Origin of the sequence: Micromonospora sp. BRA006-A, assembly GCF_033433935.1 — a bacterium.
In the GTDB taxonomy this organism is placed as follows: domain Bacteria; phylum Actinomycetota; class Actinomycetes; order Mycobacteriales; family Micromonosporaceae; genus Micromonospora; species Micromonospora aurantiaca.
The window spans coordinates 2,079,405-2,094,666 of sequence record NZ_JANCLW010000001.1; the positions used below are offsets into that span (position 1 = coordinate 2,079,405).

General features: G+C 70.9%; 13 protein-coding genes. 7 read left to right on the top strand and 6 right to left on the bottom strand.

Annotated features, from left to right (window positions below; translation table 11 throughout):
- Window positions 1–50 precede the first annotated feature (50 nt).
- A complete protein-coding gene (locus NMK34_RS09970) occupies window positions 51–1,013 on the bottom strand; it encodes a TIGR03557 family F420-dependent LLM class oxidoreductase (protein ID WP_318333130.1) in 963 nt (320 codons plus the stop codon).
- A 294-nt stretch (window positions 1,014–1,307) separates the two neighbouring features.
- Here NMK34_RS09970 and NMK34_RS09975 point away from each other — a divergent pair, with 294 nt between their 5' ends.
- The 3 genes from NMK34_RS09975 to NMK34_RS09985 all read left to right on the top strand — a co-directional run bounded on the left by NMK34_RS09975 (window position 1,308) and on the right by NMK34_RS09985 (window position 4,072).
- Window positions 1,308–2,708 carry a cellulase family glycosylhydrolase gene (locus NMK34_RS09975; RefSeq protein ID WP_318333131.1) on the top strand — a complete coding sequence of 467 codons (1,401 nt, stop codon included), beginning with the start codon at window positions 1,308–1,310 and terminating at the stop codon, window positions 2,706–2,708.
- 147 nt (window positions 2,709–2,855) lie between these two features.
- On the top strand, window positions 2,856–3,422 hold the full coding sequence (locus NMK34_RS09980) for a hypothetical protein (protein WP_318333132.1): 567 nt from the start codon (window positions 2,856–2,858) through the stop codon (window positions 3,420–3,422).
- A 149-nt stretch (window positions 3,423–3,571) separates the two neighbouring features.
- On the top strand, window positions 3,572–4,072 hold the full coding sequence (locus tag NMK34_RS09985; protein ID WP_318333133.1) for a hypothetical protein: 501 nt from the start codon (window positions 3,572–3,574) through the stop codon (window positions 4,070–4,072).
- Between the two features lie 67 nt (window positions 4,073–4,139).
- Here NMK34_RS09985 and NMK34_RS09990 read toward each other — a convergent pair whose 3' ends face one another.
- From NMK34_RS09990 to NMK34_RS10005, 4 genes are read right to left on the bottom strand one after another with little or no spacing between them, the layout of a single operon-like run.
- A complete protein-coding gene (locus NMK34_RS09990) occupies window positions 4,140–6,350 on the bottom strand; it encodes an alpha-galactosidase (protein WP_318333134.1) in 2,211 nt (736 codons plus the stop codon).
- A complete protein-coding gene (locus tag NMK34_RS09995) occupies window positions 6,347–7,228 on the bottom strand; it encodes a carbohydrate ABC transporter permease (protein ID WP_013284905.1) in 882 nt (293 codons plus the stop codon). The genes NMK34_RS09990 and NMK34_RS09995 overlap by 4 nt, the downstream gene beginning before the upstream one ends.
- On the bottom strand, window positions 7,225–8,181 hold the full coding sequence (locus tag NMK34_RS10000; protein WP_318333135.1) for a sugar ABC transporter permease: 957 nt from the start codon (window positions 8,179–8,181) through the stop codon (window positions 7,225–7,227). Before NMK34_RS10000 ends, NMK34_RS09995 begins: the two co-directional genes overlap by 4 nt.
- Before the next feature lie 21 nt (window positions 8,182–8,202).
- Entirely contained in the window at window positions 8,203–9,570 is a 1,368-nt protein-coding gene (locus tag NMK34_RS10005) for an ABC transporter substrate-binding protein (RefSeq protein WP_318333136.1), read from the bottom strand.
- 243 nt (window positions 9,571–9,813) lie between these two features.
- Between NMK34_RS10005 and NMK34_RS10010 the strand changes: the two genes are divergently transcribed.
- The 3 genes from NMK34_RS10010 (at window position 9,814) to NMK34_RS10020 (ending at window position 13,727) form a co-directional block, all read left to right on the top strand.
- Window positions 9,814–11,823 carry a beta-galactosidase gene (locus tag NMK34_RS10010; RefSeq protein WP_318333137.1) on the top strand — a complete coding sequence of 670 codons (2,010 nt, stop codon included), beginning with the start codon at window positions 9,814–9,816 and terminating at the stop codon, window positions 11,821–11,823.
- Between the two features lie 35 nt (window positions 11,824–11,858).
- Window positions 11,859–12,635, top strand: coding sequence for a DeoR/GlpR family DNA-binding transcription regulator (locus tag NMK34_RS10015; protein WP_194802589.1), 777 nt, complete (start codon window positions 11,859–11,861; stop codon window positions 12,633–12,635).
- 102 nt (window positions 12,636–12,737) lie between these two features.
- Window positions 12,738–13,727 (top strand): sporulation protein, encoded by a 990-nt coding sequence (locus tag NMK34_RS10020; RefSeq protein ID WP_318333138.1) that lies wholly within the window; start codon window positions 12,738–12,740, stop codon window positions 13,725–13,727.
- Between the two features lie 61 nt (window positions 13,728–13,788).
- Here the strand turns inward: NMK34_RS10020 and NMK34_RS10025 are convergent, their stop codons facing one another.
- Window positions 13,789–14,163, bottom strand: a complete 375-nt coding sequence (locus tag NMK34_RS10025; protein ID WP_036343163.1) for a hypothetical protein — start codon at window positions 14,161–14,163, stop codon at window positions 13,789–13,791.
- Between the two features lie 285 nt (window positions 14,164–14,448).
- On the opposite strand from NMK34_RS10025, the gene NMK34_RS10030 reads away from it, so the two are divergent.
- Window positions 14,449–14,871 (top strand): hypothetical protein, encoded by a 423-nt coding sequence (locus NMK34_RS10030; RefSeq protein WP_318333139.1) that lies wholly within the window; start codon window positions 14,449–14,451, stop codon window positions 14,869–14,871.
- Window positions 14,872–15,262 lie beyond the last annotated feature (391 nt).

Consider the following 15,262-nt stretch of genomic DNA (forward strand, 5'->3'; position numbering starts at 1 on the left):
CCGCCGGCGGGCCGGATCTCGGTGTCACCGATACGCATGGCGTCAGCTCCTCACAGCTCGCGCAGCCGGGGCAGCAGCTCCTCCTGGGCCCAGTCGAGGAACATCGGCTGGGTGCCGCCGCCCACCTGGACCAGCGCGACGTGGGTGAAGCCGGCGTCGACGAACTTCTTGAACGCCTCGACGTGCCGGTCGGTGTCCGGGCCACAGGAGATGCCCTCGGCCACGTCCTCCTCCCGGACGAACCGGGTGGCCGCCTCGAACGACTCCGGGCCGGGCAGGTCGGCGTTGACCTTCCAGCCCAGGCCGAACCAGCGGAACTGGTCGTGCACGATCTTGCGGCACTCGTCCTCGTCCGGGCCGTAGCAGATGGCCACCTGCCCGTAGCGGGGGCGGCCCGCGCCGCCGGCCTCCTCGTACATGTCGATCAGGTGGGACAGCGGATCGGTGGAGATCATGGCGTCGGCGTACTCGGCGGCGAGCGTGGCCGACTGCCGCCCGGACGCGGCCACCGCCATCGGCACCGGCCGCTCCGGCCGGTCCCAGAGGTACGCGTCGGGTACGTCGAAGTGGTTGCCGGAGAACGTCAGCGTCTCGCCGTTGAGGAGCGGCCGGATGATCTGCAACGCCTCCTCGAACATCTCGTGCCGCTGCTGCACGTGCGGCCATCCGCCCACCACGTGCTCGTTGAGGTTCTCCCCGGCGCCGAGACCGAGCGTGAACCGCCCGTCCGAGAGCACCCCGATGGTGCTGGCCTTCTGCGCCACGACCGCCGGGTGGTACCGCCGGATCGGGCAGGTCACGAACGACATCAGCTCGGCCCGGCTGGTGGCGTGGGCGACCGCGCCGAGCACCGACCAGGCGTACGGGGAGTGGCCCTGGGACTCCAGCCAGGGGTAGTAGTGGTCGGACATGACCAGATGGTCGAAGCCGGCGGCCTCGGCGCGTACGGCGTGGTCGACGAGTTCCTTCGGGCCGGCCTGCTCGCACATGAGGGTGTAACCGACGTTGACCATGGCACGTCTCCTTTCCGGGCGGATCGTCCCCGGATACCCCGCCCGGCTCGGGTCAACCCTGCTGTCCGCTTCCCGGTTCCGCTCTTAACCGGTTCAGCTCACGCCACCCGCCAACGGCCACCGCCTCCCGGCGCGTCCCGCTTAACCGGTTGCCTAAAACCTTCCATCGCCCTACGCTGATGGCTGCGTCCGTTCGGGAACCGGGCGGCGGCTACCGGGCTCAGCCGCCACCACCTCGTCACCGTCACCGCACCCCCGCTCGGGCACGGGGGAGACCTTCCCCTGAGGACAGCCATGAAGAAACTGCTCTCCGTCGCGGGCGCCGCCCTGCTGACGGCCCTCGCCGCCGTCTTCGCCCTCGGGCAGCCGGCCCATGCCGCCACCGGGTTCTCCGTCTCCAACGGGCGGCTCTACGACGCGGGCGGCGTCGAGTTCGTGATGCGCGGGGTCAACCACGCGCACACCTGGTACCCGCAGCAGACCAGCTCCTTCGCCAATATCAAGGCGCTCGGCGCGAACACCGTCCGGGTGGTCCTGTCCAGCGGCGACCGGTGGACGAAGAACAGCGCCGCCGACGTGGCGAACGTGATCTCACTGTGCAAGGCCAACCGGATGATCTGCGTACTGGAGGTGCACGACACCACCGGGTACGGCGAGGACGGCGCCGCCACCACGCTGGCGAAGGCCACCGACTACTGGCTGAGCATCGCCGACGTGCTCAAGGGCCAGGAGAAGTACGTCATCGTCAACATCGGCAACGAGCCGTTCGGCAACCAGGGCTACAGCGCCTGGACCACCGACACCTCGAACGCGATCAAGCGGCTGCGCGCCGCCGGCCTGACCCACACGATCATGGTGGACGCGCCGAACTGGGGCCAGGACTGGTCGTTCACCATGCGCGACAACGCCGGCACCGTGTTCGCCGCCGACCCGCAGCGCAACACCGTCTTCTCCATCCACATGTACGGCGTGTTCGACACCGCCGCCGAGATCAGCGACTACCTGGGCCGGTTCCGCACCGCCGGGCTGCCCATCGTGGTCGGCGAGTTCGGCTTCAACCACTCCGACGGCAACCCCGACGAGGACGCCATCATGGCGTACGCCCAGGCCAACGGCATCGGCTACCTCGGCTGGTCGTGGAGCGGCAACGGCGGCGGCGTGGAGTACCTGGACATGACCACCGCGTTCAACCCGGCCCAGCTCACCAGCTGGGGTCAGCGGATCTTCAACGGCGCCAACGGCATCGCCGCCACGTCCCGCGAGGCGTCGGTGTACTCGAGCACCACCCCGACCGCCAGCCCGACGGTCAGCCCCACCGCCAGCCCCACCGTCAGCCCCACGACCAGCCCGACCGTCAGCCCGACCCCGCCGCCGCCCACCACGCCCCCGCCGTCCGGTGGCTGCACCGCCACCTACACCGTCGCGAACTCGTGGCAGGGCGGCTTCCAGGGTGAGGTCAAGGTGACCGCCGGAGCCGCCGCGATCACCGGCTGGACGGTCCGCTGGACGTTCGCCAACGGCCAGTCCGTCACCCAGGCGTGGAACGCGAGCGTCAGCAACAGCGGGTCGGCGTACACGGCCCGCAACGTCGACTACAACGGCCGAATCGGCGCCGGCGCGAGCACCACGTTCGGCTTCATCGGCAGCTGGCAGGGCACCAACTCCACCCCCGCCCTCACCTGCACCGCGAGCTGATTCACCGGGTGGCCGGGCCCGCGCGGGCCCGGCCACCGCTCTCCGACATAGTGATCACGGGGTTTGTGCCGCGTCCGGGCGCGGGTACAGACGCCACGCCCTTGATCGCGGGTCGAGGCGCGAGCACGAGGGACTGGAGGCGACGTCATGAGCACGGGAACCAGGGGACGACCGTCGGGACTGGTGGTCGGCTCGCTCGTGGCCATCTCGTTCGGCACCGTGTTCGTGCTGGTCAACAGCGACGGTCTGGACGCGCCCTGGCCGCTGGTGCTGCGCGTCGCCGGCCTGCTGGTGGCCGCGCTGCTCCTGGCCGCGCTGTTCCGGGTGGCCCGGGTCGAGACGCCCGCCCCGCAGCGGGAGGCCGCCGGGTTCATGGACCGCCGCTACTGGCTGGTGGTGGCGCTGGAGGCGGTCGCGCTCTTCGGTGGCCTGTCCGTGATCAACAACGTGCTGGACCGCCCCGCCGTGGCAGTCGCCTGGGTCGCGGTGGTCGTCGGCGTGCACTTCTTCGGCCTCGCCCACGTCTGGCGGATGCCGCTCTACCACTGGCTGGGCGCCGTGATGACCGCGCTCGGCCTGGCCGGGTTCCTCGCCCACGCGCTGGGCGCGGGCGCCGGCACGGTCGGCCTGATCTCCGGTGTGGGGTGCGGCGCGGCCCTGTTCGCCGCGGTGGCTCTGGCCCTGCGCGACACCGTCCGTCGCGCCGCCGCCTGAGGACGGCCGGACCGCTGACTGACCGTCGGGAGGAACGCGGCCGGAAGTCGGTGACTCAGGGTGTTGCACTCTCTGCTTAGCGTGAGGGGAGTCGTACTCCTTGAAGGGGCGGGAACATGTGGGAAACGATTCTGGGCTTCGTCAGTCTGATGCTGGTCGCGGTGTCGTTGTGCTTCTCCGCCGTGCAGACGCGGAAGGTGGCGAAACAGAGCCGCATCAACAACGGCATCGGCTCGGCCACCGCGCTGATGGAAGTGAACAATCTGTCTCGCGCCTGGCACGACCGCCTGTTGGAGAATCCGCCGCTCCGCGCATACTTCTTCGACCGGAAGCCCTCCGCGCCGACCGACACCGACCGGTCCGTCGTGATCACCCTCGCGGAGCTACTCGCGGACGTGCTGGAGTGCGAGCTGCAGGTGGCCGGGCTGCTGCCCGACTTCCGATTCGCCCACTCCTGGCACCGATGGCCCGCGCACATGCTGGAGCAGAGCCCCGTCCTGGTCGAGGTGGTGGAGAGCCACCCCGACTGGTGGCCCACGCTCCACGAGCTGTGGCGCTCGACCGGCGAGTCCCACCCGGCCGCCGTGACCCATCCATTGGTCGATGGGGCTGCGGCCACCCCGGCCCGCGTCCCGCGGCGGCGCCGGTGACCCCACGAACGTCCCGGGCGCGTAGGCTCGCGCGGCTGAACGGGCCGGTCACCGCTGCCGGCGTCGCTCAGTCATCGACGGTGACCTCCAGGAGGAGGGCCTGTTCGGGGTGCAGAGCCGGCAGTTGCAGGCCTACCGAACCCAGCACCGAACCGGTCAGCGTGATGCCGTCGCCCGGCCAGGCCAGCCAGCCGGGCGGGGACAGCTCCAGCAGGGCCGGTTCCGGCACTCCAGCGGGCGGGCGGACCCGGTAGCGCCGCTGCGGGTCCAGCCCCGGCAGCCGTACCTGACCCGGCACCTGCGCCGCGGAGGTGGAGAGCCGGCTGACCGCGTACACCGCATGGGAGCTGTCGTGGGCGACCACGCCGTGGGCCTGCACGGCCGGGTCCGGGTGGTCGACCCGGACCACCCGGCCGGTGTGCAGCAGCGGGCGCAGCCGCTTGTGCAGCGCGACCCAGGCGGCGAGTTCGGCCCGCTCGCCGGGCTCGATCGCGCTGATGTCCCACTCGATGCCGTGGTGGCCGAACAGCGCGGTGACCGCGCGGAAGCTCAGGTCGTGTACGCGGTGCGTGGTGTGTGAGCGTTCCGGGCCGATGTGCGTGCCGATCAGTTCCGGCGGCAGCAGCAGGCCGGTCCAGCGCTGGATGGACAGCCGTTCCAGCGCGTCGTTGCAGTCGCTGGCCCAGACCCGGTCGGTGCGGCGCAGGATCTCCAGGTCGACCCGGGCGCCACCGGAGGAGCAGCTCTCGATCTCGACGTCCGGGTGCCGGGCGCGCAGCTCGTCCAGCAGCCGGTAGAGCGCGAGGGTCTGCGCGTGCACACCCGGCCGTCCGGCGTGCCCGGCCTCGGTGAGGTCGCGGTTGTGGTCCCACTTCAGGTACGCGAGCCCGTCGTGCTCGCTCAGCACCGTGTCGAGCCGTTCGAGCAGGTACGCGTACGCGTCCGGGTGGGCCAGGTCGAGCACCTGCTGGTGCCGCCACGGTGGTGGCAGCCGGCCCGGCGCCTGGAGCACCCAGTCGGGGTGGGCGCGGAACAGATCGGAGTCGGGGTTGACCATCTCCGGTTCGACCCACAGCCCGAACTGCATGCCGTGCCCGCGTACGTGGTCGATCAGCGGCTGCAACCCGTCCGGCCAGACCTCGCCGTCGACCCACCAGTCGCCGAGCCCGGCCTGGTCGTGCCGCCGGCCGCGGAACCAGCCGTCGTCCAGCACGAAGCGTTCCACCCCGACCTCGGCGGCCCGGTCGGCGAGCGTCCGCAGCCGGTCCAGGTCGTGGTCGAAGTAGACCGCCTCCCACACGTTCAACGTGACCGGCCGCGGCGTGCGCGGGTGCGAGGTGCGTGCCCGTAGGTGCGTGTGCAGCGCGTCGCTGAGCCCGTCCAGCCCGTCGGCCGAGTGGGCCGCGTAGAGCAGGGGAGTGGCGTACTCCTCGCCCGGCCCGAGCACGATCTCGCCGGGTGCCAGCAGCTCACCGCCGCCGAGCGTGGACTCACCTGTGGGGCGGCGTTCGGCGGCGGTGACGTGGTCACCGCTCCACGCGGTGTGCACCGCCCACACCTCGCCGTGCCGGAAACCGAACCCGGACGTGCCCGCGACCAGCAGCAGCGTCGCGTCGTGGCCGGTACGGCCGTGCCGTCCCTCGCGTACCCAGGCGCCCATCGGCCACGGGTGCCGCTGCGGCGCGCGTTCCCGGCACCAGCGGCCGGTCAGGTCGAGCAGTTCGGTGGCGACCGCCGGCACCGGCAGCACGGGCGTCAGCTCCCGTACCTCGTACCGGCCGTCGCCGTCGTTGCGCAGCCGGTGCCGCAGCGTGAGCACACCCGCCACGTCCAGGGTGATCTCGACGGTCAGGCTCAGCCCCGCGCCCGGGTCCGCCGCCCGCACCACCACCCGCCCGGAGGAAAGGAAGGGCCCCTTGTTAACGCCTGGTGCATGTAAAGGGTCCCCTCCTAACAGCTCAGGCGGTGCAGCGGGTTCGTCGTGCACGTCGAGGCCGGTGAGGCGGAACGCCGTCGACCAGTCCCGGCCGTCACGGTGACCGGCGAGACCGGGCCGCCCGCTCCACCCGGCGCTCGCCTCGGGCAGCAGCGACAGCACGGTGGGCGTGTCGAAGCTGCTCGGCACCACCGGCGGCACCGTGGCGTCGACGACCGCAGGCAGATCCTCGTCGGGCAGCGGGCCGAGGTCGGCGCCCCAGTGCACGACCCGGGGCAGCCCCGGGCCGCGGGCGTCGAGCACCAGGCTGGTCCGCGCGCGGCGCAGGTGGACGATCGTCATCCCTTGGAGGCTCCCAGCGTCAGGCCCCGGACGAACTGCTTCTGCAGCAGGAAGAAGATCACCAGGGTGGGGATCGCGACCAGCACGGAACCGGCCGAGACCAGGTTGTTGTCGGTGAAGAACTCACCGCGCAGGTTGTTCAGCGAACTGGTGACCGGGAACTTGTCGCCGGTCCGCATGAGCACAGTGGCCCAGAAGAACTCGTTGTAGATCCAGGTGACCTCCAGCGTGGCGAGGGCGGCCAGCGCCGGGCGGCACAGCGGCATCGTCACCTGCCAGTACTGCCGCCACACGTTCGCCCCGTCGACCATCGCGGCCTCGTACAGCTCGTGCGGCAGCGCCTTCATGTAGTTGCTGAGCACGAACACGCAGAAGCCGCACTGGAAGGCGACGTTGACCAGGATCAGCCCCCAGTAGCTGTCGTACAGCAGCTCCGAGTCGCTCATCCAGGCCGGCAGTGGGATCTCGGTGAACATCCGGAACAGCGGGATGAGCAGCGCCTGCTGCGGCAGCAGGTTCGCCGCGGTGAACAGGCCGAGCAGCGCGATGTTGAGCTTCCAGCTGAACCGGGCGATCACGAACGCCACGCAGGAGGCGAGGAACAGCGTGAGCAGCACCGCCGGGACGGTGATGTACGCCGAGTTGAGGAAGTGCTTGCCGAACTCGGCGGTACGCCAGGCGGTGACGTAGTTGTCGACAGTCCAGCCGCCGAGCGACACGTAGCCGTTGGCGGCGGTGTACTCGTAGGAGCGGAACGAGGTGAGCACCGCCCAGAGGATGGGGAACAGCCAGCCCACGGCGACCGTACCCAGGAACAGGTGCAGGACGACCCGGGCGGGCCGCACGGGGCGGCGGCGGCCGGCGGAGACGGCGGTCATCGCTTGTCCTCCCGCATCACGGTCCAGAGGTAGATGGTGATGAAGACCAGCGAGACGGCCAGCATGATCGTCGCCAGCGCCGAGCCGAAGCCGATCCGGCTCGCCTCGCCGACCACGTTCTGGGTGACCAGCGCGGAGATCAGCTCCAGCCCGTTGCGGCCCTTGTTGATGACCCAGACCAGGTCGAACGCGCGCAGCGACTCGATCACCGTGACCACCAGCACGATGATGTTGATCGGGCGCAGGACCGGGAAGACGACCCGGAAGAACGTGCTGGTCTCCGAGGAGCCGTCCACCGCTGCGGCCTCCCGCAGCGACGGGTCGACGCCCTTCAGGCCGGCCAGGTAGAGCAGCATGATGTAGCCGACGTGCCGCCAGCCGGCCGCCACCAGGACGGCCCAGATGTTGACGTCCGGGTCGCCGTACCAGTCGGTGTCGCCGCCGAACACGCCGTTGAGCAGCCCTTGGTCGCGGCTGTAGATGAGCTGCCAGACGAAGCCGATGAGCGCCAGCGACAGCACCACCGGCAGGTAGAGCGCCGTCTGGTAGAAGCGGCTGCCGCGCAGTTCCTTGTCCAGCAGTACGGCGAGGAACATGCCGAACGGGGTGGCCACCACGAACAGCGCGGCCAGCCAGAGCAGGTTGTTCTGCACGGCGGGGACGAACGGCGGGTAGATGTTCACCACGTCGTCGTAGTTCTTGGCCCCGACCCACTCGATCTCGCTGATCGGGCCGATGCCGTCCCAGTTCGTGCCGGAGAGCAGCACGGTCGCCACCGCGGGCAGCCAGACCAGCCCGGTGACGAGCAACAGGGGTACCAGCACCATCAGCGTGATCACCACGCGGTCGGTGCGGGACAGGAGCCGTAGCCGGCGGCCGCGACCACCCTTGGTGGTGGTCGCGGCCGGCGGCGGCACGGCGCGATCCGCTTGGATCAGGGGCAGGTCGGACATGATGTCCTTCCCCTTCCGCCGTCAGCTGGTGAAGATCGACTTCTTCTGGTTCTCGATGCTGGTGAGCAGCCCGCCGATGTCCTTCGGATCCTTGATGAACTGCTGCAACGCCGGGATGATCACGGTGGAGGCGAAGTCCGGCCGGGTGTCCCGGTCGAGGAACTGGGCGATCTCGGTGGCGGAGCCGACCAGCTCGGCGGCCTTCTTCTGCAGCGCGGTGTAGGCACCGGTGTCCGCGCCGCTGTTGGCGACGAGCGTGCTCGGGTCGTTCTTGACGGTGATGTCCGCCGCCTCCTTCGAGCCGAGGTACGTCAGCAGCTTCTGCGCCGCGTCCTTGGACTTCGGCTTGCGGGCCATCATGTAGCCGTCGATCGGGGCGTCCAGCGCCTTCGCGCCGATCGTGGAGTCGATCTCGGGGAACGTGAAGAAGTCCAGGTCCTCCAGGTCGGCGCCGCTGAACTGCTGGCCGACGAACAGGCCGAGCAGGTACATGCCGCTCTTCTTCTGCTGCAGCGACTGCGCGGCCTCCTGCCAGGTGCGGCCGAGCGAGTCCGGCTGGTGCAGGGGGAGCAGCCCGGCCCAGGTGTCGAAGACCTTCTTCACCTTGTCGGAGGTCCACGCCTCCTTGCCGGCCATCAGGTCGATGTGGAACTGGTAGCCGTTGATCCGCAGGTTGAGGATGTCGAACGTGCCCATCGCCGGCCAGCCGTCCTTGTCCGCGAACGCGATCGGGACCAGGCCGTCCTTCTTCATCCGCGCGCCGAGCGTGTTCAGGTCGTCCAGCGTCTTCGGCACCTCGTAGCCGCGCTGCTGCCACACCGACTTGCGGTAGAAGACGGCCCACGGGTAGTACGACGCCGGTACGAAGTACTGCTTGCCGTCGTCGCCTGTGGACGCCTTCTTGAACGCGTCGGAGTAGCCGTCGAGCTTGCCCCACACGTCGCTGAGGTCACCGGCCAGGCCCTTGGCGGCGAAGAAGCGCATCCGGTAGCCGGCGAACCAGGTGAACACGTCGTCCGGCTTGCCCTGCAGGTAGTTGTTGATGTTCTCCTGGAACGTGTTGTGGTCGACCGTGTTGATGTTGACGGTCACGCCGGAGGACGTCTTGAAGCCGTCCATCACCTTCGCGACGACGTCCTTGGGCTTCGGGTCCGACTGGTTCGAGCCGAGCGAGACGCTCTTGGCGTCGCCGCCGGACCCGGAGTCGGAGTCGCCGCAGCCGGCGAGCAGCCCGGTGCCGAGCAGCGCCCCCGCGCCGGCCGCGCCGGCGAGCAGCGAGCGCCGGTTCAGGCCGGCGACGGACGGGGGTACGAGCCGGGCGAGGTACTCGGCTTGCGAGCGGGGACGGGACATGGTGCCTCCTGCGTGGAAGAGGTGCGCTGCGCTCATGGACCGTGATCGTTGGCGGTGAGCGGTGTTCGTGTCGGCAGTGGCAGATCCACCGAGAATCCACACGTCCGAACACAAACAGCCGGTGGCGCTTGAAGCTACCCCTTGGCGCGGCGCTGTCAAGAGGGCAAAAAGGCGACGCTGTCGGCGGCAGGGCAGGGCAAAGAGCCGGTAAACGTTGGAACTTCAGTCGATGTTGGAAAGTGTTGACTTGGGTGCTGTTCAGGGGCACCCTCTGCTGTCATGCGGAACTGGCACGGCGAGGGCATCTGGTACGGCGCCGACTACAACCCGGAGCAGTGGCCCGAGCAGACGTGGGCCGAGGACGTCGATCTCATGCGACGCGCCGGGGTCAACCTGGTCTCGGTCGGCATCTTCTCCTGGGCCCTGATCGAACCCACCCCCGGGCGGTACGTCTTCGACTGGCTGGACCGGGCGATCGACCTGCTGCACGATGGCGGCATCAGCGTCGACCTGGCCACCGCCACGGCCAGCCCGCCGCCGTGGCTGGCGCACCGGCACCCGGAGACGCTGCCCCGCCGGGCCGACGGCACGGTGCTCTGGCCCGGCGGCCGGCAGGCGTACTGCCCCAGCTCGCCGGTGTTCCGGGACCAGTCACTCGCCCTGGTCGAGGCCGTCGCCCGGCGGTACGCGCGGCACCCCGCCGTCGTGCTCTGGCACGTCTCGAACGAACTCGGCTGTCACAACGTGCACTGCTACTGCGACGTCAGCGCCGAGGCGTTCCGCGGCTGGCTGCGCGAGCGCTACGGCGACCTGGACTCGCTCAACGCGGCCTGGGGCACCGCGTTCTGGAGTCAGCGCTACCACGACTGGGCCGAGATCAACCCGCCGCGTACCGCGCCGACGTTCGCCAACCCGACCCAGCAGCTGGACTTCCTGCGGTTCTCCTCCGACGAGCAGCGCGCCCAGCTGCGCGCCGAGCGGGAGCTGCTGAACCGGCTCGTCCCGCAGCCGGTCACCACGAACTTCATGATCGGCACCGGCATCAAGTACCTGGACTACCACTCGTGGGCCTCCGACGTGGACGTGGTAGCCAACGACCACTACCTCACCGCCGCCGACCCGCAGCCGCAGGTCAACCTGGCCCTCGCAGCCGACCACACCCGGGGCGTCGCCGGCGGCGCGCCGTGGCTGCTGATGGAGCACTCCACCAGCGCCGTCAACTGGCAGCCCCGCAACGTGGCCAAGACGCCCGGTCAGATGCGCCGCAACAGCCTCGCCCACGTCGCGCGCGGCGCCGACGGGGTGCTGTTCTTCCAGTGGCGGGCCTCCCGGGCCGGCGCGGAGAAGTTCCACTCCGCGCTGGTCCCGCACGCCGGGCCGGACACCAAGGTGTTCCGCGAGGTCTGCCGGCTCGGCGCCGACCTGCGCGCGCTCGCCGAGGTACGCGGCAGCCGCGTCGACGCCGACGTGGCGATCCTGTTCGACTACGAGGCCTGGTGGGGCGCCGAACTCGACTCCCACCCGAGCGTCGACGTCACCTACACCGACCGGCTGTCCGCGCTGCACGCCGCGCTCTGGCGGGCCGGGATCACCGCCGACGTGGTGCACCCGTCGGCCGACCTGTCCCGCTACCGCCTCGTCGTGGTGCCCACGCTCTACCTCGTCCGCGACGCCGACGCCGACGCGCTGCGCCGGTTCGTGGAGGCGGGCGGCACGGCGGTGGTCACCTACTTCAGCGGCATCGTCGACGAGCACGACCACATCCGGCTCGGCGGCTACCCCGGCGCGTTCCGTGACCTGCTCGGCGTACGCGTCGAGGAGTTCTTCCCGCTGCGCGACGGCGAGACGGTACGCCTCGACGACGGCGCCCGCGCCGACGTGTGGACCGAATGGCTGCACGCCGAGGGCGCGGACGTGCTGGCCGCGTACACCGACGGGCCCCTGCCCGGCGTGCCGGCGCTGACCCGCAACGCCGTCGGCGCGGGCGCCGCCTGGTACGTCGGCACCCGGCTCGACGACGACGCCACCGACCGGCTGGTGGCCCGGCTGCTCGACGAGACGGACGTCCGTCCGCCGGTGGGTGCGCCGCCCGGGGTGGAGGTGGTCCGCCGCCGCTCGGCGGACCGGAGCTGGCTGTTCGTGGTCAACCACACCACCGAGCCGGCCCGGCTGGCGGTCACCGGCACCGAGCTGCTCGGCGGCGTCCGGTGCGGCGGCGAGCTGGAGGTGCCGGCGGGTGAGGTGGCGGTGGTCCGCGAGGAGCCCGCGCCGGTGCCCGCGACCGCCTGACCGGTACCCTGCCGTTCGCGCCGAGGAGGTCCCCCATGCTCGCCCAGCAACGGCAGAGCGCCATCCTGGAGTTGATCCGCCAGAGCGGCGGCGTCCGGGTCAGTCACCTGGTCAGCCGGTTCGGGGTGTCCGACATGACGATCCGCCGCGACCTGGAGGTGCTGGCCGACCGCGGCCTGATCGACAAGGTGCACGGCGGTGCGACGCTCGCCGGACCCGGCTCCACCGAGGAACCCGGCTTCGCCGCCAAGTCGGTACGCCAGCAGGCCGAGAAACGCGCCATCGTGGAGCGGGCCGCCGGCCTGGTCGAGCCCGGGATGGCGGTGGCGCTGTCCGCCGGCACCACCACCGCCGCGCTGGCCGCCCGGCTGGCCGAGGTACGCGGGCTGACGGTGGTCACCAACTCGATCCCGGTGGCCGACGCGCTCTACCAGAACCCCCGCGCCGACCAGACGGTGGTGCTGACCGGCGGCATCCGTACCCCGTCGGACGCGCTGACCGGCCCGGTCGCCGAGGCGGCCATCGCCGCACTGAACGTCGACCTGCTGTTCCTCGGCGTGCACGGGATGAGCCCGCGTACCGGCTTCACCACGCCCAACCTGCTGGAGGCGGCGGTGAACCGGCGGCTGATCGGGTCCGCGCGCCGGCTGGTGGTGCTGGCCGACCACACCAAGTGGGAGACGATCGGCATCGCCACCATCGCGCCGCTGGAGGAGGCCGACGTGCTGATCACCGACGGCGGTCTGCCACCGGAGGCCCGCCGGCAGCTCGGTGAGCAGGTCGGCGAGCTGGTGGTGGTACGCGCCGACTGAGCCGACGCCCTGCCTCACAGCCACTTCTCAGCCCCGCCGTCTAGGGTGCCGTGACGAGCGCCCGACGGTCCATGTCGGAGCGCAGTCGCACGGGAGTGACCGATGGTCTTCAAGAAGATGTTGAGCGCGTTCGGCGTGGGTGGCCCGAGTGTCGACACGGTGCTCACCAACCCGAACACCCGGCCCGGGCTGACCCTGGACGGTCACGTCAATCTGGTCGGCGGCGACAGCCCGGCGCGGATCGAGCAGATCAACCTCGGCCTGGTCACCCGCGTCGAGATCGAGGGTGGCGACCACGAGTACGCGGGCGTGATGGAGTTCCACCGGATGCCGGTCAGCGGCGCCTTCGAGCTGGCCCCGAAGCAGCAGCTCTCCATCCCGTTCCAGATGCCGGTGCCGTGGGAGACCCCGATCACCGACGTGTACGGCCAGCGCCTGCACGGCATGACGATGGGCCTGCGCACCGAGCTGGCGGTGGCCCGCGCCGTCGACAAGTCGGACCTGGACCAGGTGTCGGTGCACCCGCTGCCGATCCACGAGCGGATCCTGGAGGCGTTCCAGGCGCTCGGCTTCCGGTTCAAGCACGCCGACCTGGAGCGCGGCCACATCTACGGCGTGCCCCAGACGCTGCCGTTCTACCAGGAGATCGAGTTCTTCGCCGCGCCGCAGTACGCGCAGACGGTCACCGAGGTCGAGCTGACGTTCGTGACCAGCCAGCAGGGCGTCGAGGTGATCCTGGAGTGCGACAAGCGCGGCGGCTTCCTCAGCCCCGGGCACGACGTCATCGGCCGCTACTCGGTCCCGCACAGCGACGCCACCCGTACCGACTGGGTGCAGGTCGTCGACGGCTGGCTGCGGGAGACCACCGGCCGCTACGGCAGCATGCGGGCCCAGGGCTTCGGCATGCCGCACGGCGGCCACGGCTACCCGGGTCACCACGGCCACGCCGGCCACGGACGGCGCGGCCCGGGCATGGGCGGCGTGGTCGCGGGCGCCGCGCTGGGTGTCGCCGGCGGCATGATCGCCGGAGAGATGCTCGACGACGCGTTCGACGGCGGCGGCGACGACTTCGGGGACTTCGGCGAGGAGTGAGCGGACGCGACGACGCCCCCGGGACGGATCCCGGGGGCGTCGCCGTTCGCGCGGCGTGCGATCAACGTCCGCGGCGCTCCTTGCCGGAGCGGCGCGCGCTGCCCGCCTTCGACAGGCCACGGCTGACCAGGTACGCGCCGGTCAGCGCGGTCAGGTACCACCACGCCTGGTTCGGGTTGTTGATGTTCAGCCCGTTGGTGGCGGCGCCTCGCCAGAACGCGGCGATCACGACGACCGCGACCGCTGCGGCGTACACCCAGAACTCGGTGGTCAGGAACGCCTGCTTCGTCTCCGTACCCGGGGACGGCATGTTCTCCCGGTGACCGTCGTGCATCGACGGCATGTGCCGGGTCGACGTGTCCTGCATGCTCGACCGGTTCTGGACGTCGGACATCGGCCGGTTCATCGGCCTGGTGGATGCAGCCTGCGTGCTCATCTGGTCCTCCTCAGGATTTGATGAGTCGTTAACCTGCACACCCTCGCCCCGCTACCGCAGGTCGGCCACGGCGCGGTTCGCGCTCTGTGGCGGGGGCACCCTGGGTCTACCCGGGGCCGGAGACAAGGTAACCGCCGGTCACCGTCGAATGGCCGCCGCGCTCGGCTCGCGGCCGGAACCGGACACCGGGGCGTACACCGGGCCTCTCGCCGCCGGTTCCGGTTTCAGCCTCCCACCCTCGGGCACGCACCACCGATACCCCGAGAGAGCTGCGAGGTGGTTGACGTGCGTGAGGACGACATGCGGCAGGACGCCGCCCGGCGGGCTGAGCAGCGGGTCGCCGGAGGCGTGTACGGCGAGGGCGTGCTGGACGAGGTCACGGTGCCGCAGACCGACGTCGAGCGGATGCGGCAGGAACTCGACCCGGACGACCCGGCGGACGTACCCGTCGACCCGACGGTGCTGCGCGACGGCGGACCGACCCGGGGTCAGGGCGCGGTGACCACGACCGGCGGTACGGCGGGACCGGCGAGTGTGCGCCGGGTGGCCCGCCAGCCCGAGAAGCACCCGGGCAAGGTCGCGCCGACGACGACCGGTGACGCGAGTACGGGCGGCTTGAGCACGCCGGCCGGCGGTTCCACGAGCGACAATTCGGCCACGGGTGCCCAGGCGGGCAACTTCACCAACAACCGCCCCAACCCAGGCTGACCGGAGCACGGGACGGCGGGACGGCCTCCGGCCGCCCGCCGTCCCGTGTCTGCGCTTCCCCTCCCCAGCCCCGTTCCCGGTGTGACGTCCACTTCGTGCGGACGCTGCCGCCGCCACCTCGGGGAGGTGGTGTGGTCAGAGCAGGCGTGACATAGCAACGTCCCCGACCTGGCGCAGGCGCCCGCCAGCTCCCCGATCTGGCGGGAACAGGCCGACGGGACACGCGCCTAACCCGGCACCCACCCCGCCCTCACTCGCCGATCTTGCACTCTCGGCCCGAAAGATGTCCGCTTTGTCGATCCTTCCGGGGCCGCAACTCCATGATCGCGGGGCAGGAGCAGGGGCAGGGACAGGGGCAGGGGCAGGGMCAGGGGCGGGGGCGCGAGGAGCG